This is a genomic window from Arenibacter nanhaiticus, from assembly GCF_900141935.1.
Classification (GTDB): domain Bacteria; phylum Bacteroidota; class Bacteroidia; order Flavobacteriales; family Flavobacteriaceae; genus Arenibacter; species Arenibacter nanhaiticus.
The window spans coordinates 67,360-86,470 of record NZ_FQYX01000018.1; the positions used below are offsets into that span (position 1 = coordinate 67,360).

The window sequence follows — 19,111 nt, forward strand, 5'->3', positions numbered from 1 at the left end:
ACCAAATATATCAACAATCAATAACTATGGGTTATCAGTTAGAGTTGCGACATTTCCATTATTTTTTAGCAGTGGCCGAAGAACTGCACTACCGTAAAGCGGCCGAAAGGCTCTTTATTTCCCAACCGGGATTAAGTAGGCAGATAAAACAGATGGAGGAGATTTTAGAGGTTGAGTTGTTTGTTAGAAATAAAAAGAAAGTAGCCCTAACGACGGCAGGAGAATATTTAAAGGGAGAGCTGCAGTTTCTCCTAAACCATTTGGAGCTGACCAAAAAACAGTTAACACTTGTCAATGAAGGAAATTTTGGGGAAGTGCGGATTGGGTTTTTAGGATCGGCCATGCAGAATGTTATCCCTGATTTGTTGATTCGGTTAAAGGAAAAATTTCCTCAAATAAAGACCAGTTTGGAAGAATTGTCCAATACGGCACAACTCGAAGCCGTAATAAAGGACTCTTTGGATATTGGTTTTGTCAGATTGGCGCGTGTTCCGGCCGGACTTTTCATTAAGCCGGTGTTTGAAGATACCTTTTCACTGGTGCTGCCTAAAGACCACACTGTCGATAGCGTTAATTTTAAAGGAATAGGGCAGGTGGCCAAGGAGAATTTTATTCTGTTTGCACAAGACTATAGCCCCTTGTATTATGATACCATCATGAGCATTTGTGAAGATGCCGGTTTTACCCCCAAGGTATCCCATAAATCCGTACATGCACAGACCATATTTAAATTGGTAGAGAATAATTTGGGCATCGCCATAGTACCGACCTCTTTACAATATGGCTTTCAGATGAACGTAAAATTTATTGCCTTGTCCCATATACCGCAGCGGGCGGTACTCTCCGTGATTTGGAAAGAAGATAACCGCAACCCTGCCTTAAGGCATTGTATAGCGTTGTTATTGAATGAATGAGTATCTTTGAAAATAGAAAGGTATCAATATTAAAAAAGGACTATGATTATCGATTTAATAAAAGCCAGACGCGCTGTTTTTCCGGCGCAGTACAACGATAAACCTATCAGCAAGGAAACTATAGAAAAGGTATTGGAGGCGGGCAATTGGGCTCCTACCCATAAAAAGACCGAACCATGGCGTTTTAAGGTATTACAAGGAGAAGCCCAGGAAAAACTAGGATTGTTTTTATCTCTGAAATACATGGAAACGGACCCCAATCCCAAACAATTTAAGGTAGAGAAGTTAATAGCCAACCCTAAAAAAGCAGGCGCTATTATTGCGGTCTGTATGCAACGCGACCCGAAGGACAGTATACCGGAATGGGAAGAAATTGCGGCGACAGCCATGGCCGTTCAGAATATGTGGCTCTGTTGTACCGAAATGGGAATTGGTAGTTATTGGAGCTCCCCGGGCTTAATAAAGCATATGGGCGGTTTTTTTAATTTAAACGAAGGCGAAGTTTGCTTGGGATTCTTTTATATGGGCTATTATGACGGCGAAATTCCCGTGGTTTCACGAGGGCCTGTAGCCGATAAAACCGTTTGGATGTAATTAAGCTCCCTTAAAAAAAGGAAACAAAGGAACCCTGTGTTCCCATACCTTGGCAAGGAACAACCATAGAAATACAAGGGTGACCATAAACTTTAAAAAGGTTCCTGCCAAGAAACCCAAAAAGGACCCAAAAGCGGCTTTTAAAGCTGTTTTTGGGTTTGTTTTATTCATTAGTTCTCCCGCTAAGGCCCCAAGAAAAGGCCATATTATAATCCCTAATACACCGAGGATTGGAAAAATTAGGGCTACTAAAAGTCCGATCGTTGTTCCGATCACACCTCCCTTACTGCCACCGAATTTTTTCGTCCCTAGGATAGGGATAAAATAATCCAGGGCCAAAACAAGAAGGCTAACCGCTAAGGTAATGCCCAAAAAGGTCCAATCATCGGGTACGGCAGAAGTCAGGTGAAGCAGCAACAACCCGACCCAACTCAGGGGCGTTCCTGGCAAGGCAGGCAGAAAACTGCCCACGATACCCACCAACATCAACCCAAGTCCAAAAAATAATAAAAGAATGTCCATATGACTTTGTTAGACGAAGTTAAAGACTATTTGTTACAAGAAGGCAACAATAGCGCACAGTAGGGGACAAGTATTGGTGTGAATTCGCTCATAATAAGGCTAGTTTAAGGGTATTTGGGATTCTTCGGTTTCTCCTTGTGGTCTAAAATACCTGTTACGCTTCTACGTTTTTATGGTTGTTTTAAGTTCTTTGTATGAATAATTTAAAATTTTAACAACTAAAATATTAGTTTAAACTAAATATTTAGTTATATTTGATATAAGGATGAACTAAAAATCTAGTTGAATGAAACAGTTGACGAAAGCAGAAGAAGAGGTAATGCAGATTTTATGGCAGTTGCAAAAATGCAATGTTGCCGCAATCATTGAAGAGCTTCCCGAACCCAAACCGGCATACAATACAGTTTCTACCATTGTCCGCATTTTAGAGAGCAAAGGTTTTGTAGATCATGAGCAGGAGGGCAGGGGGTATTTATATTTTCCATTGGTAAAGAAATCTGATTACGGGAACCAATCCATCAATAAATTGGTCGATGGCTATTTCCAGGGCTCCTTTAAAAGTATGGTCTCCTTTTTTATGAAGAAGAACGATATGAGCCTTTCGGAATTGGAATCTATTATGAAGGAAATTAAAAAGGAAAAGGAATGATACAGTATATCCTAGAATGCGTGGCTTTTCAGCTATTATTTTTAATAGTGTATGACCTGTTTTTAAAGAGGGAAACCTTCTTTCAATGGAATAGGGCATACCTTTTAGGTTCCTTTATACTTTCCATATTGCTGCCGTGGATTAAGATTGAGGCACTAAAGACAACTGTATCCCAAGATTCCTTTGTGTACCCAGAATATTTATGGGACATGGACATGTCCTCGGGATTTGTGGGAGCAGCCAAGCCCACAGTTTCCTTTCATCTTTCGACTACCGAAATGGTTCTTTATGGCGGAATGATTATTGCGGCGGGACTGTTTGTCTTTAAACTGTATCAAATAGTACAACTAAAAAGAAAGGGTGAGATCCGCTATTTCGAGAGTTTCACCAGAGTGATGGTGCGCAATAGCCAAATGGCCTTTTCATTTTTCAGGTCTATATTTCTTGGGGATCAGGTGTTGGAAAAGGATCATGACAGTATCATTCAGCACGAATTGGTACATATAGAACAGCGTCATTCTTGGGATTTGTTGTTTTTTGAGCTGATGCGGATTGTCGCTTGGTTTAATCCGCTGGTCTATGTTTATCAAAGCCGAATTTCCGAATTGCACGAGTTCATCGCCGATGCAAAAGTAGCCAAGATCCACAAGGAGGAGCAGTATCAAATGCTGTTGTCACAGGTCTTCCATACCCAAAATATTTCATTCATCAATCATTTTTATGCATCATCATTAATCAAAAAACGAATCGTCATGTTACAAAAAACAAAATCAAAACAGATCTTTAAGTTAAAATATTTAGTATTAATTCCCTTAGTAATTGGGATGTTGATTTATACTTCGTGTGAGAGTGAAGTCATAGGAGAAAAATTGGATTCAAGCACAACATTAAAAGCAGGAATTGAAACTATTTTAGAGTTTGAAGATTTAAACAATCTCTCAAAAGAAGAATCATTAAAAAAAGTAGAGTTTTTAAACCAAGTGAGGAAAACTAAAAGGGAAGCAACTTTTATCATGAAAGATAGAAGAGGGCAATCAGTTATACTAACTACAAATGAATCAGGCTTGGTAAAAATGGACATTAGGAAAGATGGTGAAACTGATACTGAGCAGAATGAAAAATATGAGCATGCCAATTATGATGGCCCTGTAGATATTCCTTTCGCGGTAGTGGAAAAGGTTCCTGTCTTTCCGGGTTGTGAGGGGGCTGAGGATAAAAGAGCCTGTTTTAATGATATGATGTATAAGCATATCAGCAAGAATTTCAGATACCCCGAAGTGGCTCAAGAAAATGGAATTCAAGGAAGGGTAAGTGTTATGTTTATCATTGGAGTTGACGGTTCTATCAGTAATGCTAAGATGCGAGGGCCAGATAAACTTTTGGAAGAGGAAGCGGCTAGAATTGTCTCCCAGTTGCCACAAATGACTCCAGGAGAACAAAAAGGAAAGAAAGTAAGAGTGCCTTATTCGATTCCTATTACGTTTAAACTTCAATAAGTGTCACAAAGTCTAATGAATCAAGCCAAACATTGAAAAAAGCATTCCTAATTTTATTCTTGATAGTTTTCTTTGCTAAGGGAAATGCCCAATCCGTTTCTATGGCGGTTCCCGATAGTCTATATGCTACCGGGAACTATACCTTGGCTATAAATGAATATGCAAAAAAAGGTTCTCTCAATGCCCAACTACAGATTGCCCGGGCTTATAATGCCATGGGGAACTACGACAAGGCTTTGCTACAATATGAAAGCCTGGTACAGAACAACGAATCCTTAGAATTGGCGACCTATGAATTGGGGAGGCTGTATCTTAAACTGAAGAAATACGAAAAATCGAAAGAGCTGTTTAATCAACTGATCGAAAAAAACAAGCTTAATCCGGAATTCTATTACTATTTGGGAGAGTCGTTAAAGGCTTTAGAGCGTTTTCCGGAGAGTATTATTGCCTATAAAAATTCGATAAAAATTGATAGCACCCATTTGAGAAGCCTGTTTCAATTGGGGAAATACTATGTATTACAAAGGGAGCGCGACTCGGTAGTTAAATATGTAGACCAAGGACTGCGTTTTTATGCGGATGATGTTAGCCTTATTAACCTAAAAGCACTGGCCTATTACAATGACCATTTGCTATGGTGGGCCATACCCTTGTTTGAAAGATTGGTGAAATTGGGAGAAGATAAAGAATATATCCATGAAAAAATGGGACTTGCTTATTTATCCACGGGGAAGTTTAAGGAGTCCAAAGAGTCCTATTTTAAGCTACTGCAATTTGATGAAGATAATCCAAAGGCTCTCTACGGACTAGGGACAGCTTATTGGAAATTACAGGAACGTGACAGTGCCAAGGCCTACATTAAAAAATCTATAGAAGTACAAAAGGTGGTATTGGATAAAGAATATAATGCCTTGGCGCGATTGGCCATGGAGCAAAACGATTTAAAATTGGCCATAAAATATTATAAAAAAGCGTATCAAGAAGACCCGACTGCTTACCTGTATAAGTACGAAGAATGTTTATTGACGGACCAATACTATAAAGATCCCAAAATGTCCTTACAATGCTATAAGGCCTATCAAGAAAAGTTTGGTTCTCAAAACGACTATTTTTCAGAATTTGTAGCTAAAAGATTATCTGAAATCAAAGAGGAAATTCATATGAAGACGTACTAAATTGATCAAAATATCGTATTTTCCGCTCAGTAACCCAATATAAATGAGGAAAGCTACGGTTTTATTGTGTTTTTGTCTCTTCGTCTCCTGTGATTGGTTTTTTTCCAAGGAAGAAAAAACCCAACAATTGGTACAAGAGGAAATGCGCAGCATTAATTTTAATGAGGTAGACCGGTATCCATTGTTTAGCGACTGTGACGAAATGTTGGAGAAAACCGCGCAATTAGAGTGTTTTCAGACCATTTTGATCGCCCATTTTTCCGAAACCCTACAGGAGTTCGAGTTCCATTTTGTTTCGGAAAGTAGTATTACCATTTATGTAGATTTCCTAGTAGATAACCAGGGGCAGATTTCTGTTTTAGAGGTAGAAAAAAACACCTTGTTAGATCGGCAAATTCCAGAGTTCAGTACTATTATTACCCAAAGCCTTAAAGGCTTGCCCAAATTATCCCCGGCCCTGAAAAGAGGGGTTCCGGTGACGGCAAAATTTAGAATTCCCATCATCCTAAACGCCATTTAATTTCCTTGGGGATGCCTGCCTTCTTGGCGTTGGCATTTTTATAGCTTATTTTTGAGGCCATGATCGTAAAGTTTTGGGATAGCAGGGCTACTCTAGAAACTTTATGGCACTAGGATCCCAAAAAGACATTGACTTCTTGGGCAAGCATAAAAACTAATTTATAAATATTCAAACCGTCTCTCCTTTGTCCAACGAAAAGATCATCTTGGGTATAGATCCAGGAACTACAATTATGGGCTTTGGCCTTATAAAGGTGGTCAACAAAAAAATGGAATTTGTTCAGATGAACGAATTGCTACTCAATAAATATACGGACCCTTATATAAAACTAAGGCTGATTTTTGAGCGCACCATAGAACTTATAGACACCTACCATCCCGATGAGATAGCCATAGAGGCGCCCTTTTTTGGAAAAAATGTACAGTCCATGCTAAAACTGGGCCGTGCGCAGGGAGTGGCCATGGCAGCCGGACTATCGCGACAAATACCGATTACCGAATACCTGCCAAAGAAAATAAAAATGGCTATTACCGGCAATGGAAATGCCAGTAAAGAACAGGTAGCCAAAATGCTGCAAAGCGTATTGGGCCTAAAAACACTGCCAAAAAACCTAGATAGTACCGATGGCCTGGCAGCAGCCGTGTGCCATTTTTATAACGAAGGCCGAATAGAAATAGGCAAAAGCTATAGCGGTTGGGATGCCTTTATAAAGCAAAATGAAGATAGGGTGAAAAAATAACCAGTAATCGGTAAGCAGTAAAAAGTAAACAGTAGCCCCTCCTCTAATTCGGGGAACTACCGGCCAATATGTCTTTTGCTGCCTTAGGAGGATGACAAAGAAAAAACTAAAGAAAATCTGGGGTGCAATTAGTAGTTTAATAAGTCGTTATATGTTTTTAAAAATAATAATAAACAGTAACGAGTGAATCTTAAAGTATCGGTATGAGGTTTCAGAATTTACTGGCTTATCGGAAATCCTTTGAATTGGCAATGCGAATTTTTGAAATTTCGAAATCCTTTCCAAAGGAAGAGACCTATTCATTTTCATTAACAAATCAAATAAGAAGATGCTCGAGAAGTGTATCGGCAAATATTGCCGAGGCATACGGAAAGCGTCTTTATCAAAAACATTTTATCAGCAAACTGAGTGATTGCGATGCGGAAAATTTGGAACTGCAATCATGGCTGGAGTTTTCCCTGAATTGTAAATATTTAAATACTAAAGAATATGAAGAGCTTATAGAGGAAAGTCACCAAAAAGGTAAGCTAATTAATTATATGATGACTAATCCAGAAAAGTTTGGTTCCAAGTAATACTATTTTACTATCATATGACTAAAATTGTATTTGTTCAATATTTACAAAAAGTCACATTGGCCGGTAGTCCCGCGATTTCGCGAGGGAGGTACTGATGACTGACCACCGATTACTGACTCAAATTAATGAATTTTCAAAAATCGTATATTTCAACCTTAAGTTCACTACAACTAACAATGAATAATTGTTTATTGTTAATTGATAACTGTTAATTGTATAATGACTAATCCAGAAAAGTTTGGTTCCAAGTAATACTATTTTACTGACTACTGACCACCGATTACTGACTACTGAAATATGAGCGGCATATACATACATATTCCTTTTTGCAAGCAAGCATGTCATTATTGCGACTTTCATTTCTCTACTCAAATGGGGAAGAAGGAAGCCATGGTATTGGCCTTACAAAAAGAGCTGGAGCTACGAAAAGAATCTTTTGCAGAAGAGACGGTACAGACCATCTATTTTGGAGGAGGTACTCCCTCTGTGCTCGAGACCGAGGAAATAAACGCTTTGATCGCTACGGTCTATGCCCATTATAGGGTGGCAGCGAATCCGGAGATTACCCTAGAGGCCAATCCGGACGACTTGTCCAAGGCCAAAATAGAACAGTTGGCAGCAACGCCAATAAACCGTTTAAGTATTGGGATTCAGTCGTTTTTTGAAGACGATCTAAAACTGATGAACAGGGCCCATAATGCGGAAGAGGCCGAAGCTTGTATTACTATGGCAAGGACCTATTTTGATAATATTTCTATCGATTTAATTTATGGGGTCCCGGGAATGACCAAGGAACGCTGGATATCGAATATAGAAAAGGCCTTGGCCTTTCAAATTCCACATATCTCTAGCTATGCCCTGACCGTAGAGCCCAAAACTGCCCTGAAAAAATTTATTGATAAGGGACTAATTGCCCCTGTAGACGATGCCTTGGCCCAGGAGCACCATCATATTTTATGTGAAAGGCTACAAACGGCTGGCTTTATCAATTACGAGTTCTCCAATTTTGGCAAACCTGAATTCTTCTCCCAAAACAATACCGCCTACTGGCTAGGAAAGAAATATTTGGGTATCGGGCCCTCTGCACATTCTTATGACGGTGTGCAACGAGGGTGGAATATTAATAACAATCCCCAATATATCAAGGCCATCAACCAAGGCCAACTCCCTATGGAAATAGAGGAGCTTTCTAAAACAGACCGGTATAACGAGTATATAATGACTGGGCTCCGCACCATTTGGGGAGTGTCCTTAGAAAGAATCAAGGAAGAATTTGGGGCAGAATTTTATGACTACCTGCTACAGGAGGCAGACAATAAAATTTTGAAAGGACTGCTCTTTATAGAACAAGGCCACTTATTGGTATCGAAAAAAGGCAAGTTTTTAAGCGATGGGATTGCGGCCGACCTTTTTCGGGTGAATTGATCCTATCTTTAGTTTGATATAGTACCTACCCGCTTTTTAAAGCCGAGGGGTGTTTGTTAATGCCTATAAGTTGGTGTTCCTAAGAACATCCTTAACTAGACCAAATTTTCCAAAATAAAGATTGCATCAAGGTATTTAAAGAAATCGTATTTGAAAATTTTGATGTATTTTTAAGGATTTGAGGCTGTTTTAGAGAGTTTTTGAGATTAAATTGTTAAAAAATAGGGGAAAATGACTGCAAACGGATTTTGGGCACTGAAATAAAAGCAGCGTAGAAATAAATTATATAGGATACCCTGCTGAAACGGCTCTGGCATAATTAGGAAAAATACTGTAATAAGGAAAACATACATGATCACAACGATAAAAATAAACACCAAAAACTACAAGATTGACCTTTCCAAACCTTTGGATATCTCTATGCCGTTACAAGGCAAGGACTCCAATGTAAATGCCTGGTACGTGGGTCCGCCTACGATAGAACCGCATAAAGAAGGGGAGTTTGTAGGGAAAGTTTCGGAAGGGGCAGCGATAAATTTCAACAATATTCATTTTAACCCACATGCCCATGGGACCCATACCGAATGTGTAGGGCATATTACGGAAGAATTTTATTCGGTGAATAAGAGCCTGTCCAAATTTTTCTTTTTTGCGGAGGTAATAACTGTTGCTCCGGAGAAAAAGGGAGACGACTTTGTAATTTCTAAAAAGCAGTTGCAATATGCCTTGGGGAATAAAAAGAGAGAGGCCGTGGTCATTAGAACCATGCCAAACCTGAGCGATAAAAAGTCGCGTCAGTACTCCCATACGAATCCGCCTTATCTCTTAGAAGAAGCGGCACAATTTCTAGTCAATAAAGGGGTAGAGCATGTATTGATAGACCTTCCTTCCGTAGATAAGGAAAAGGACGAAGGGGAACTTTTGGCCCATAAGGCCTTTTGGAATTTTAATGGGAAACTAAGGGAGCAGGCTACTATTACCGAATTTATCTATGTGGCCAATACTATTGCCGATGGTCGCTACTTTTTAAATATACAGCTCGCTCCTTTTGAGAACGATGCCAGTCCGAGTAGACCAGTGTTGTATAAAATTGAAGATTAATACCGGCAAGAATAGGGTATGCAGTTTTAAGGAATAAGCCATTACAAAATGCTTCTTGGGGTAATGAAGTTCTTGGCAGACCTAAGTGTCACCAAAGCAGTGAGTTTTTTATACCTTTATAGAGAAGCAATAGCTACAACGTATATAGAGAAGCAATAGCTACAACGTATGAATGATATCATAGATCTTTTTTTGGGGCTTGTTTTAGGGGCTGTAACCATGTACTGGTTATTTTCTTTTTTTAGGAAAAAGAAAAACAAAGAGCTTACCGAACAACAATCGACTATTTTGCTCGATAAAATAAAACGGGTCTGTAAACTTATTTCCGTCGAAGGCGATTTTGCGGAAATCTATCGATATGAAAATACCAGGGAACATTTTCTGAGTTTGGTGAGCAGCAAAAAAAAGGCCCTTATTATCATTAATGCCAAGGCTCATATAGGGTTCGATTTAAAGAAAGTCCATATCCATGCCGATAATGAAAATAAGAAAATCATCCTATCCAATTTTCCCCAGCCCGAAATTCTGTCCATAGAGCCAGAACTACAGTTCTACGATATTAAAAACGGTTTGTTCAATACTTTTAACCCAACCGACCTTACTTCTCTAAACAGGGAGGCCAAAGAACATATTAGGGATAAAATTCCCCAAAGTGGATTGATGGAAACGGCTAATAAAGAAGCCTTGGAGGCGGTTCTATTAATAGAAACAATTGTGGAAACCATAGGCTGGAAGTTAGATTATACGGCATTGGAACTAAGTGAACGCACCAAATCGTTAATGGAAGACTAATGTTTTATATTTACATGAAATTTAAATTATATTGCAGAGAATGAAAAAAACACTATTAAGTATCCTATTTTTAGCCCTGACCGTATCTAGTTATGGCCAACAAGAGAAAGACATGAAAAACTTTGACCCTAATTTTGTGCATACCGTATATTTTTGGCTTAAAAATCCGGATAGCGACACCGATAGAAAGGCCTTTGAAACGTCCTTGAAGAAATTTTTAAAGGATTCCAAATATGCAAAAACCAATTTTATCGGCTTTCCGCCCCAAGCGAGTCGCGATGTGGTAGATGGTTCTTTCACCTATTCTTTGGTAGTGACTTTTGATTCTGCCGAAACACAGCAAAAATACCAGGATGAAAAAGCACATAAAATATTCATAGAGGAATCTAGCGAACTATGGACCAAGGTTATTGTGTATGATTCGACCAGTATCTAGGATTGGGGATAATTACTTAAGAGCTTGCCCAGTATAATGATTATACAAACAAGTACAATGGCTGATTGTAGTCATAGATTTTCCATATATTCAAAACACTTTAGCTTTTATGAAGTGAAAAAGAGCGAGTGCCTTAATAATAGCTTTACAGAAGGAGCAATGGCAATAAAGAGGGCGGTACCATAAAAGTTTTGGCCCTGCCTTTAAAAATGACGAAGGCTGGTATTTAGTTAAAAGAAAACATGAATATAGAGGCGTTTAGGGAGTATTGTATTGCAAAAAAGGGGGTGACAGAAGAATTTCCCTTTGATGCGCAAACCTTGGTTTTTAAGGTGATGGGGAAAATGTTTGCCCTGGCCGCTTTACAAAGATTACCTTCCCAGGCCAATTTAAAATGCGATCCGCAGCGCGCTATTGAACTAAGGGAAACCTATGATGGTACCATTATTCCCGGCTACCATATGAGTAAAGTGCATTGGAATACCCTATATCTAGAAAATTTATCGCCTGCATTGGTACAGGAATTGATAGACCATTCCTATGCCTTGGTAGTTGCAGGACTCACAAAAAAGCTACAGGCCGAACTGAATGCCCTTTAAAACCACCTATAAAAATAACGAATACCCCTTTTAAATATCCCCATGGATCATCTACTATCATTTTATAAAAACCGGCTAGCAACGCAAAATGTCTTGCTCCAAAAGGTTAAGAAAGAATTGCTATTATCGAGTATTTTAAGGTTGGTCGTTTTTGCCATTGCTTCTTTAAGCGTGTATTTGCTGATAGGGAACACCCAATTAGTATTTGGCTTTATAATCGTGGCCATTGCCTTATTTTTGTTTTTAGTAAGCAAACACACCGACCTACAATACAAAAGGGATAAAATTTTGGCCCTTATCGCTATTAACACCACCGAAATAGAAGTTCTGGAGCGAAAATTCCACCACCTGCCAGATGGCAATGCGTTTAAAGATCCCTCCCATGGTTATAGTCAGGATATAGATTTGTTTGGGAAAGGTTCCTTCTTTCAATACAGCAACCGGACGGCTTTGCCACAGGGGAGTCGGGCCTTGGCCGATATACTCACTGAAAACGCCATAGACGGTATAGAAGCAAAACAAGAGGCTATTAAAGAACTCTCTCAAATGACCGATTGGCGACAAGAGTTTTCGGCTATTGCCACTTTGGTAAAGGCCGATGCTTCTACGAAGGCCATTGGGGTATGGTTAAAGGAGTATGTACCTTATGTTCCTAAGGTAATGCGCTATGTTCCCAATGTGTTTTCTTTAATATCAGTGGCTCTTATAGCGGGTTATTTAACCGGCCTACTACCAGGGTTTCCTATATTTATCGCCCTTTTTGTAGGGCTGGTGATCAGTGGGGTTTATATTAAAAATACGGGTAAACTGGCCACTGATACCGGTAAGTTACAAAGTACCTTTCAGCAATACCAGAAACTCATCTTAAAAATTGAGGAGGTTACTTTTAAGTCGCAGCTTCTCAGTGAAAAAAGAGATGCTGTGGTTTCTAAAGATCAAAAGGCCTCTAAGGTACTCAAAGAATTTTCTAGGATATTAGGAGCTTTGGATCAGCGCAGCAATATGATTTTTGGTCTTTTAGGAAATGGTTTTTTCCTGTGGGACCTGCGCCAAGGGTATAAATTAGAAAAGTGGATCGCCGATTACGGAACCAAGGTATCGCCCTGGTTTAATACCATCGCCTTTTTTGATGCCTACAACAGTTTGGGAAATTTTGCCCATAACCATCCAAATTATAGCTATCCCAAGATACTCAATGATAACATTGTATTAAACTCGGTAAAGGCCTCGCACCCTTTGTTAGACCCTAAGAAAGCCGTGCCTAATGATATCGATATCTTAAACGAACAGTTCTTTATTGTTACTGGGGCCAATATGGCCGGAAAAAGTACTTTTTTAAGAACCGTCTCTCTACAGATTGTAATGGCCAATGTGGGGCTGCCAGTATGTGCCGCCGAGGTGTCTTACAATCCCATAAAACTAATTACCAGTATGCGTACTACCGATTCCCTTACCGACGATGAATCGTATTTCTTTTCGGAATTGAAACGCTTAAAATATATAGTGGATGAAATTCAGAAAGACCGTTATTTTATTGTCTTGGACGAAATTTTAAAGGGTACCAATAGTATGGACAAGGCCATTGGCTCTAGAAAATTCGTAGAGAAATTGGTGGGCTCTGGGGCAACAGGCATTATTGCGACCCACGATTTAAGTCTGTGTGAGGCTTCGGATGATTTACCACAGATACGGAACCATTATTTTGATGCCGAGATCATAGACAATGAATTGCATTTTGATTATACTTTTAAGGATGGGATTTGCCAGAATATGAATGCCTCCTTTTTATTAAAGAAAATGGAAATTGTCGAATAAAGGTAATCTCCATTATGGAGGCGATTAATAAAATTGAGCAGGAAGCACTCGAGCTGTTTTTCTTGTTTTTGCATATAGATTAAAAATGGATTCTTTAACACAAATAGTACTCGGTGCCGCGGTAGGCGAAGCCGTTTTAGGAAGGAAAGTAGGTAATAAGGCCATGTTATACGGGGCTATTGCCGGGACTATCCCAGATTTGGATGTAATGGCCAAACATTTTACCGATAGTGTTTCGGCGATAGAATGGCATAGAGGCATTACCCATTCTATTTTCTTTTCAGTGCTTTTTGCGCCCCTTTTTGGTTGGTTAATATCCAAACTAGAAAGAAAACTGCCCGCGACTTGGAAAGACTGGTCTTGGCTTATGTTTTGGGGATTGTTTACACATCCTATTTTAGATGCTTTTACGACATGGGGAACACAGCTTTTTTGGCCTTTTGACCTAAGGTTGGCCTTTCAGAATATCTTTGTGATCGATCCTTTGTACACCCTGCCATTTCTGGTATTTGTTATAATGGCCATGCGGCAAAAACGCGATTCGCCCAAGCGATGGCGCTATAATGCTATGGGATTAGTTGTGAGTAGTTTGTATATGGGTTTGACGCTGGTTTTAAAGAGTGTTGCTTATATGAAAATTACCGATAGTTTGGAGGAGCAAGGGATCGCATACCAAGAAATGGATATCAGGCCTGCTCCTTTTAATACCATTTTATGGGCGGCCAATATAGATGCTGGAGACGCCTATCTTATTGGAAATTATTCGTTCTTTGATACATCGCCCATGGAATTTGTCAGGTATCCTAAGAACCATCACTTACTGGGCGCCTTGGATGGAAACGAAAAGGTAGAACGCTTAAAAAAAATTACGGGCGGCTGGTTTACCATCAGTGAAAAAGAGGGACAGTTGTATTTTAATGATCTTCGTTTTGGTTTGATGAGTTTGGAAGCTAATGAGGAACAGTTTGCCTTTAATTATAAACTACTCCCAAATGATGGCGATTTACTCGTAGAAGAAACCCCCAAATTGAAAAGAGACGGAAAACGACTTTTATCCGCTCTTTGGGAACGGATGTGGGGAATTTAAGCGCCTATATATTAAGATCTCTCCATGGGAGACTTCTTACATGAAAAAACCTTCAAACTGAAGGTTTTTTTATGCTTGTAAAAAGGAGAGCTATCATATGGTTATATTTATAATGTAGTTACATATAGCTGGTTAGCGGTTTTTCTGTTTAATAGGTTTTGTAGAGAGTTTTACCGTGGGTTGGTTTCCGTTGGTTTCTTTTACCTCTATATTGAGGTGCTTGTTCTCTTTTAAGACTTTAAGGGCCTCCCCATAGGAGATGGCTTTATTGTCCTTATAGAATTTAGCGCCTTTTTGGTGCAGTTCTTTAAAATGCTCGGTAGGGGAAACCATTGGAGGTGGGGGTGGTGGTATACGGTTGTCGGCATCGATCACGATGACCTCATACACATTTCCATCCTCGTCTTGTTTCTTTAGTATTTTTCCGTCCTTGCCTTTCTCATAGTTTTCTATGGCTATTTCGTACTCCCTTATTTCTTCTTTAGTAGCATTGGCCGGAATAGGTGGTGGTGGTGGAAGAAGGGCATGTTTTCTAAGGGTGGGATGCTCCCCTTTTATTTTTGGGGCATGGCGATCTTTCTTTATAATAATAACCTCCTTGGTTATTTTGTGGTCATGATTTCTTTCTATATGATTTTCGATAAGCCTTTGGTGTTTTTTTATTTCTTCCTCTATGGCATTGGCAGGTAACGCTGGTGGCGGTGGTGGAAAATTAGGAAATGGTTGGGCACTTTTTCTTTGGGCCTCGCTCATACGGTTATAGAGGTATTCCAATCGCTGCAGTTCTTTATATTTTACAACTACCTTGTTGATGGGCTGATCGTTGTATTTTTTGGCCAGTTGGTTGTATTCCTTGATTTCACTCTTTGTGGCCTCTTTTTGTTGATTATACTCATCAATATCAACGGTCGCTACTCCATAGTCTAGTAAAATCGCTTCTACTTTTTTAATGATATTGACTGGAGTTTCTTTATCAATCTGGATTCTGGATTTGACGAGTTGACTCCTTTGCTCCTTGCTAAGGTTCTGGTTATACCTTAGTAAGTGCGATGTTAAATCTTCAATCTTAACCAGGTCATTTTTGATCAACAGCTGTCCATTTTTATTTATTAATATTAAGATTTCGTGTTCTACGGTATTTTGGGCATTGAATTCATTGATTATTTCCTGACCAGACTGTTGTGCTTTTAAGGTATTGGGAAAAAGAACTTCTTCTTTAAGCTGTTTAATTTCTTCAATCTCTTTAGTACTAAAACTATACAGTAAAAGGGCTAATAAAGGCAATAGCAATAAGCTTTTTAGCCAGATGGCTTTTTGTGATGTTTGTGTTTTCATGATGATGATTCGTTTTTTGATTGATGAATAATGAATGGCATTTGCCAAGGATGGTGTTATAGCATTTGATGAGAATGCCAACACTAAATTTTGATAGTTGGGGACAATTGCCCCTTTGTTTAATACGGCTTGGTCAGCCAAGAATTCGTGGTTGAGCTTTACCAAATTTTTTGCCCAATACACTAAGGGATGAAACCATAAAGCTATTTGAAGCAGTTCTAACAATAGGATGTCCAAGCTGTGTTTTTGTCGGGCATGGGTTTCCTCGTGCCAAAACACTTCTTGGGGAATTTCTTGGTGCTCATAATTTCTTTTGTTAAAAAAGATATAGTTGAAAAAGGTATGGGGCGCAATGGGTTCTGCTAAAAGTACATGAAGTATACTGCCTGTCCTTTGCTTGGGGTTATTATGGATGCAGCCGATGAGGTTTTTTAGGTTTAGGAGGAATTTAATGGCGAAAATTGCTGCTCCCAAGCCGTATATTCCCCATAAAATAATAGGCAGTAGATGGGGCTCTTCCGGAGTTGCCAACTGTTGTAGCGACCCGTAATGGTCTATAATCGGTTGATGGGCCATTGGCTGTCCTACTACGGTGATGTATTGGGTAAACGTAATTAACGGAATGCCCATGGCGATAACAAAGGCCGCTAATAGGTAATACCTTTTAAAATGGTGGATATGTACCTTTTCTAAAACCAATTTGTAGAAGAGGAGTAGGAGGGCCAAACATGCGCTAAATTTTAAAAGATATTCCCACATGGCTATTTGTTTTTAATTTCACTATCGATCAAGGATCTTAATTCTTCTAGTTCTTCCTTGCTAAGATCTGTTTCTTGGGCAAAGAAGGAGGCAAATTGGGAGGCGCTATTGTTAAAAAAGTTTTTGATGAGTCCGTTCAGGTGCTTGGAGAAATAATCTTTCTTTTTTACCAAAGGAAAATATTCCCGTGCATTGCCCAAAAGCTTGTATCCTACAAATCCTTTGTCTGCCATACGCTTTAATAAGGTCGCCACGGTGGTGGTCGCTGGTTTGGGGTCTGGATAGACTTCCAAAAGATCCTTCATAAAAGCTTTTTCTAACTTCCAAAGGTGGTTCATTAATTCTTCCTCGGTTTTTGATAGTTTCATGGGAGCGGTATAAGATATTGTTCTACAAACATAGAACAATAATTTCAATTCTACAAGTGTAGAGTTGTTTTTTTATAGGTGGAGGGAGAAGTTAATTGGTTTGTAAATAGCGATTTATAGTAGGTGGCATAGTCTATTCTACTTAGATCAGGAGGTGCATATCAATCATAATTGTTTGTTGAAAACCGCGTTAGCTATTGCAGCGGCATCCTTTTTTAGGGGCTGGTGCGCCTAAAAAAGATATAGCGGAAAGAGCGACCCGATAGGGGAACGCCAAAAAAAAAATCCGCTCTAAAAAGAACGGATTTTAAAAATTTTACTTGGACAATTCCCTAAAATACTGATAGAAATACGGGATGGTTTCTATGCCTTTAAGGTAGTTCCATACGCCAAAGTGCTCGTTGGGCGAGTGAATGGCATCGCTATCTAGGCCAAAGCCCATAAGGATGGTCTTGCTTTGGAGTTCTTTTTCGAACAGGGCCACGATAGGGATGCTACCGCCACTGCGCTGTGGGATGGGCGTTTTGCCAAAGGTGGTCTCATAGGCCTTTTCTGCAGCCTGGTACCCATTATTATCTATAGGCGTTACATAGCCTTGGCCACCGTGGTGCGGATTTACCTCTACGGTAACTCCGGCCGGGGCAATGCTTTCGAAATGGGTTTTAAAGAGTTGAGTGATTTCTTCCCACTCTTGGTGCGGTACCAAACGCATAGAAATTTTAGCATAGGCCTTGCTGGCAATTACCGTTTTGGCGCCTGCTCCTGTATAACCGCCCCAAATTCCGTTTACATCTAGGGTAGGGCGTATAGAGTTGCGCTCGTTGGTGGTATAGCCTTTTTCGCCATAGACATCATTGATGTCCAGTGCTTTCTTATAGTTATCCAAATTAAAGGGTGCTTTTGCCATGGCAGCACGCTCTTCTTGGGACAATTCCTCTACCTTGTCGTAAAACCCAGGAATCGTAATATGGTTGTTCTCGTCGTGCAGGGAGGCAATCATTTTTGTCAACACATTAATGGGGTTGGCAACGGCACCACCATAGAGACCAGAATGAAGGTCGCGATTAGGGCCGGTAACGGTTACTTCTACATAACTAAGACCGCGTAAACCGGTGGTGATAGACGGTACGTCCTTGGCAATCATCCCCGTATCGGAAATAAGGATAATGTCGTTGGCGAGCTTTTCTCTGTTATTGGCGACAAACTCGCCCAGGTTTTCGCTGCCTACTTCTTCTTCCCCTTCGATCATAAACTTTACGTTGCAGGGCAATTGGTTGGTCTTGATCATAAGTTCAAAGGCCTTTACGTGCATGTACATTTGGCCTTTGTCGTCACAGGCCCCACGGGCAAATATGGCGCCTTCGGGGTGAATTTCGGTGTTTTTGATCACCGGTTCAAATGGTGGCGAATCCCACAGGTCAATAGGATCGGCCGGTTGTACATCGTAGTGGCCATAGACCAATACGGTAGGCAGGCTAGGATCTATAATCTTTTCTCCGTATACAATAGGATACCCATTGGTCTCACAAATCTCCACGGTATCGCAACCGGCCTGTAAAAGGGCCGTCTTTACGGCTTCGGCGGTATTGAGGACATCTTGGGAAAAGGCAGGGTCTGCACTTACGGAAGGAATCTTAAGGAGTTCTATCAATTCATTGATGAATCGATCCTTGTTTTTGTTCAGGTAATCAGTTACTTGTTGCATAGTTTTATTTGTACGAAGGATAAATTTACAAAAAAAATAAACTTTTTTACGAAGAAGTCTTTTTGTTTTAAAATAAAGATATATATTTGCACTCGAATTGCAGGCGTGGTGGAATTGGTAGACACGCTAGACTTAGGATCTAGTGCCGCGAGGTGTGAGAGTTCGAGTCTCTCCGCCTGTACAAAGGGAAAGCCGACTTTTAGGAGTCGGCTTTTTTCGTTTAGGTACAACATAGGTACAACATTTTGGGGATCCAATAATTCTTCCATTAGCTTTATGGATCAAGTCAAAAACTTCTGGGATTTTGTTGTTACGCAAAAATATTTGAGAGTCAAAAAAGGAAGAATTCTATATTTTTCCCACCTCTTTTCAACATCATCATAATAGATTATATTTATACAACAAATCTAAAGGCGGCAGGCAGGTTTGCGTTAAAGGATTCTGCCGAGGCATTTGTACTTTTATTTATAAAATAGTTCAGGATAGTTCTGTAATTAACGCT

General features: G+C 39.7%; 19 protein-coding genes and 1 tRNA gene. 16 read left to right on the forward strand and 4 right to left on the reverse strand.

Annotated elements, in window-relative coordinates; genetic code table 11:
• Positions 1-26 precede the first annotated feature (26 nt).
• Both BUA16_RS11655 and BUA16_RS11660 read left to right on the forward strand, forming a co-directional pair.
• Positions 27-914, forward strand: a complete 888-nt coding sequence (locus BUA16_RS11655; RefSeq protein ID WP_072764949.1) for a LysR family transcriptional regulator — start codon at positions 27-29, stop codon at positions 912-914.
• Between the two features lie 42 nt (positions 915-956).
• Complete coding sequence (locus tag BUA16_RS11660; protein WP_072764923.1) at positions 957-1,508, forward strand: nitroreductase family protein; 552 nt, start codon at positions 957-959, stop codon at positions 1,506-1,508.
• Here the strand turns inward: BUA16_RS11660 and BUA16_RS11665 are convergent, their stop codons facing one another.
• Positions 1,509-2,030, reverse strand: coding sequence for a DUF456 domain-containing protein (locus tag BUA16_RS11665; RefSeq protein WP_072764924.1), 522 nt, complete (start codon positions 2,028-2,030; stop codon positions 1,509-1,511).
• Between the two features lie 286 nt (positions 2,031-2,316).
• On the opposite strand from BUA16_RS11665, the gene BUA16_RS11670 reads away from it, so the two are divergent.
• The 13 genes from BUA16_RS11670 (at position 2,317) to BUA16_RS11730 (ending at position 14,442) form a co-directional block, all read left to right on the forward strand.
• The gene (locus BUA16_RS11670; protein WP_072764925.1) at positions 2,317-2,679 is read left to right on the forward strand and encodes a BlaI/MecI/CopY family transcriptional regulator; all 363 of its coding nucleotides are present in this window, start codon (positions 2,317-2,319) and stop codon (positions 2,677-2,679) included.
• A complete protein-coding gene (locus BUA16_RS11675; protein WP_072764926.1) occupies positions 2,676-4,175 on the forward strand; it encodes a M56 family metallopeptidase in 1,500 nt (499 codons plus the stop codon). The genes BUA16_RS11670 and BUA16_RS11675 overlap by 4 nt, the downstream gene beginning before the upstream one ends.
• 59 nt (positions 4,176-4,234) lie before the next feature.
• Entirely contained in the window at positions 4,235-5,350 is a 1,116-nt protein-coding gene (locus BUA16_RS11680; protein ID WP_143150498.1) for a tetratricopeptide repeat protein, read from the forward strand.
• 43 nt (positions 5,351-5,393) lie between these two features.
• Entirely contained in the window at positions 5,394-5,870 is a 477-nt protein-coding gene (locus BUA16_RS11685; protein ID WP_072764928.1) for a hypothetical protein, read from the forward strand.
• 184 nt (positions 5,871-6,054) lie between these two features.
• On the forward strand, positions 6,055-6,609 hold the full coding sequence (gene ruvC, locus BUA16_RS11690) for a crossover junction endodeoxyribonuclease RuvC (RefSeq protein WP_072764929.1): 555 nt from the start codon (positions 6,055-6,057) through the stop codon (positions 6,607-6,609).
• Between the two features lie 203 nt (positions 6,610-6,812).
• Entirely contained in the window at positions 6,813-7,184 is a 372-nt protein-coding gene (locus tag BUA16_RS11695; protein ID WP_072764930.1) for a four helix bundle protein, read from the forward strand.
• A gap of 300 nt (positions 7,185-7,484) precedes the next feature.
• Positions 7,485-8,612, forward strand: a complete 1,128-nt coding sequence (hemW, locus tag BUA16_RS11700) for a radical SAM family heme chaperone HemW (protein ID WP_072764931.1) — start codon at positions 7,485-7,487, stop codon at positions 8,610-8,612.
• A 351-nt stretch (positions 8,613-8,963) separates the two neighbouring features.
• The gene (locus BUA16_RS11705; protein WP_072764932.1) at positions 8,964-9,713 is read left to right on the forward strand and encodes a cyclase family protein; all 750 of its coding nucleotides are present in this window, start codon (positions 8,964-8,966) and stop codon (positions 9,711-9,713) included.
• Between the two features lie 168 nt (positions 9,714-9,881).
• The gene (locus tag BUA16_RS11710) at positions 9,882-10,505 is read left to right on the forward strand and encodes a DUF4230 domain-containing protein (protein ID WP_072764933.1); all 624 of its coding nucleotides are present in this window, start codon (positions 9,882-9,884) and stop codon (positions 10,503-10,505) included.
• Positions 10,506-10,545: 40 nt separating this feature from the next.
• On the forward strand, positions 10,546-10,941 hold the full coding sequence (locus tag BUA16_RS11715; protein ID WP_072764934.1) for a Dabb family protein: 396 nt from the start codon (positions 10,546-10,548) through the stop codon (positions 10,939-10,941).
• Between the two features lie 242 nt (positions 10,942-11,183).
• A complete protein-coding gene (locus BUA16_RS11720) occupies positions 11,184-11,540 on the forward strand; it encodes an MmcQ/YjbR family DNA-binding protein (protein WP_072764935.1) in 357 nt (118 codons plus the stop codon).
• Between the two features lie 42 nt (positions 11,541-11,582).
• Positions 11,583-13,355 (forward strand): MutS-related protein, encoded by a 1,773-nt coding sequence (locus BUA16_RS11725; protein WP_072764936.1) that lies wholly within the window; start codon positions 11,583-11,585, stop codon positions 13,353-13,355.
• Between the two features lie 85 nt (positions 13,356-13,440).
• On the forward strand, positions 13,441-14,442 hold the full coding sequence (locus tag BUA16_RS11730) for a metal-dependent hydrolase (RefSeq protein ID WP_072764937.1): 1,002 nt from the start codon (positions 13,441-13,443) through the stop codon (positions 14,440-14,442).
• A gap of 132 nt (positions 14,443-14,574) precedes the next feature.
• Here BUA16_RS11730 and BUA16_RS11735 read toward each other — a convergent pair whose 3' ends face one another.
• From BUA16_RS11735 to BUA16_RS11745, 3 genes are all read right to left on the reverse strand, one after another.
• Positions 14,575-16,536 (reverse strand): M56 family metallopeptidase, encoded by a 1,962-nt coding sequence (locus BUA16_RS11735; protein ID WP_072764938.1) that lies wholly within the window; start codon positions 16,534-16,536, stop codon positions 14,575-14,577.
• A gap of 2 nt (positions 16,537-16,538) precedes the next feature.
• Positions 16,539-16,904 (reverse strand): BlaI/MecI/CopY family transcriptional regulator, encoded by a 366-nt coding sequence (locus BUA16_RS11740; RefSeq protein WP_072764939.1) that lies wholly within the window; start codon positions 16,902-16,904, stop codon positions 16,539-16,541.
• Positions 16,905-17,220: 316 nt separating this feature from the next.
• Positions 17,221-18,609: a dipeptidase gene (locus BUA16_RS11745; RefSeq protein ID WP_072764940.1), complete on the reverse strand. Its 1,389-nt coding sequence runs from the start codon at positions 18,607-18,609 to the stop codon at positions 17,221-17,223.
• Positions 18,610-18,708: 99 nt separating this feature from the next.
• Between BUA16_RS11745 and BUA16_RS11750 the strand changes: the two genes are divergently transcribed.
• Positions 18,709-18,790 (forward strand) — tRNA-Leu (locus BUA16_RS11750).
• Positions 18,791-19,111 lie beyond the last annotated feature (321 nt).

Coding starts and splice junctions, on each gene's coding strand:
- BUA16_RS11655 (WP_072764949.1), top strand. CDS start 27: ATGGGTTATCAGTTAGAGTTGCGACATTTCCATTATTTTTTAGCAGTG.
- BUA16_RS11660 (WP_072764923.1), top strand. CDS start 957: ATGATTATCGATTTAATAAAAGCCAGACGCGCTGTTTTTCCGGCGCAG.
- BUA16_RS11665 (WP_072764924.1), bottom strand. CDS start 2,030: ATGGACATTCTTTTATTATTTTTTGGACTTGGGTTGATGTTGGTGGGT.
- BUA16_RS11670 (WP_072764925.1), top strand. CDS start 2,317: ATGAAACAGTTGACGAAAGCAGAAGAAGAGGTAATGCAGATTTTATGG.
- BUA16_RS11675 (WP_072764926.1), top strand. CDS start 2,676: ATGATACAGTATATCCTAGAATGCGTGGCTTTTCAGCTATTATTTTTA.
- BUA16_RS11685 (WP_072764928.1), top strand. CDS start 5,394: ATGAGGAAAGCTACGGTTTTATTGTGTTTTTGTCTCTTCGTCTCCTGT.
- BUA16_RS11695 (WP_072764930.1), top strand. CDS start 6,813: ATGAGGTTTCAGAATTTACTGGCTTATCGGAAATCCTTTGAATTGGCA.
- hemW (WP_072764931.1), top strand. CDS start 7,485: ATGAGCGGCATATACATACATATTCCTTTTTGCAAGCAAGCATGTCAT.
- BUA16_RS11705 (WP_072764932.1), top strand. CDS start 8,964: ATGATCACAACGATAAAAATAAACACCAAAAACTACAAGATTGACCTT.
- BUA16_RS11710 (WP_072764933.1), top strand. CDS start 9,882: ATGAATGATATCATAGATCTTTTTTTGGGGCTTGTTTTAGGGGCTGTA.
- BUA16_RS11715 (WP_072764934.1), top strand. CDS start 10,546: ATGAAAAAAACACTATTAAGTATCCTATTTTTAGCCCTGACCGTATCT.
- BUA16_RS11720 (WP_072764935.1), top strand. CDS start 11,184: ATGAATATAGAGGCGTTTAGGGAGTATTGTATTGCAAAAAAGGGGGTG.
- BUA16_RS11725 (WP_072764936.1), top strand. CDS start 11,583: ATGGATCATCTACTATCATTTTATAAAAACCGGCTAGCAACGCAAAAT.
- BUA16_RS11730 (WP_072764937.1), top strand. CDS start 13,441: ATGGATTCTTTAACACAAATAGTACTCGGTGCCGCGGTAGGCGAAGCC.
- BUA16_RS11735 (WP_072764938.1), bottom strand. CDS start 16,536: ATGTGGGAATATCTTTTAAAATTTAGCGCATGTTTGGCCCTCCTACTC.
- BUA16_RS11740 (WP_072764939.1), bottom strand. CDS start 16,904: ATGAAACTATCAAAAACCGAGGAAGAATTAATGAACCACCTTTGGAAG.
- BUA16_RS11745 (WP_072764940.1), bottom strand. CDS start 18,609: ATGCAACAAGTAACTGATTACCTGAACAAAAACAAGGATCGATTCATC.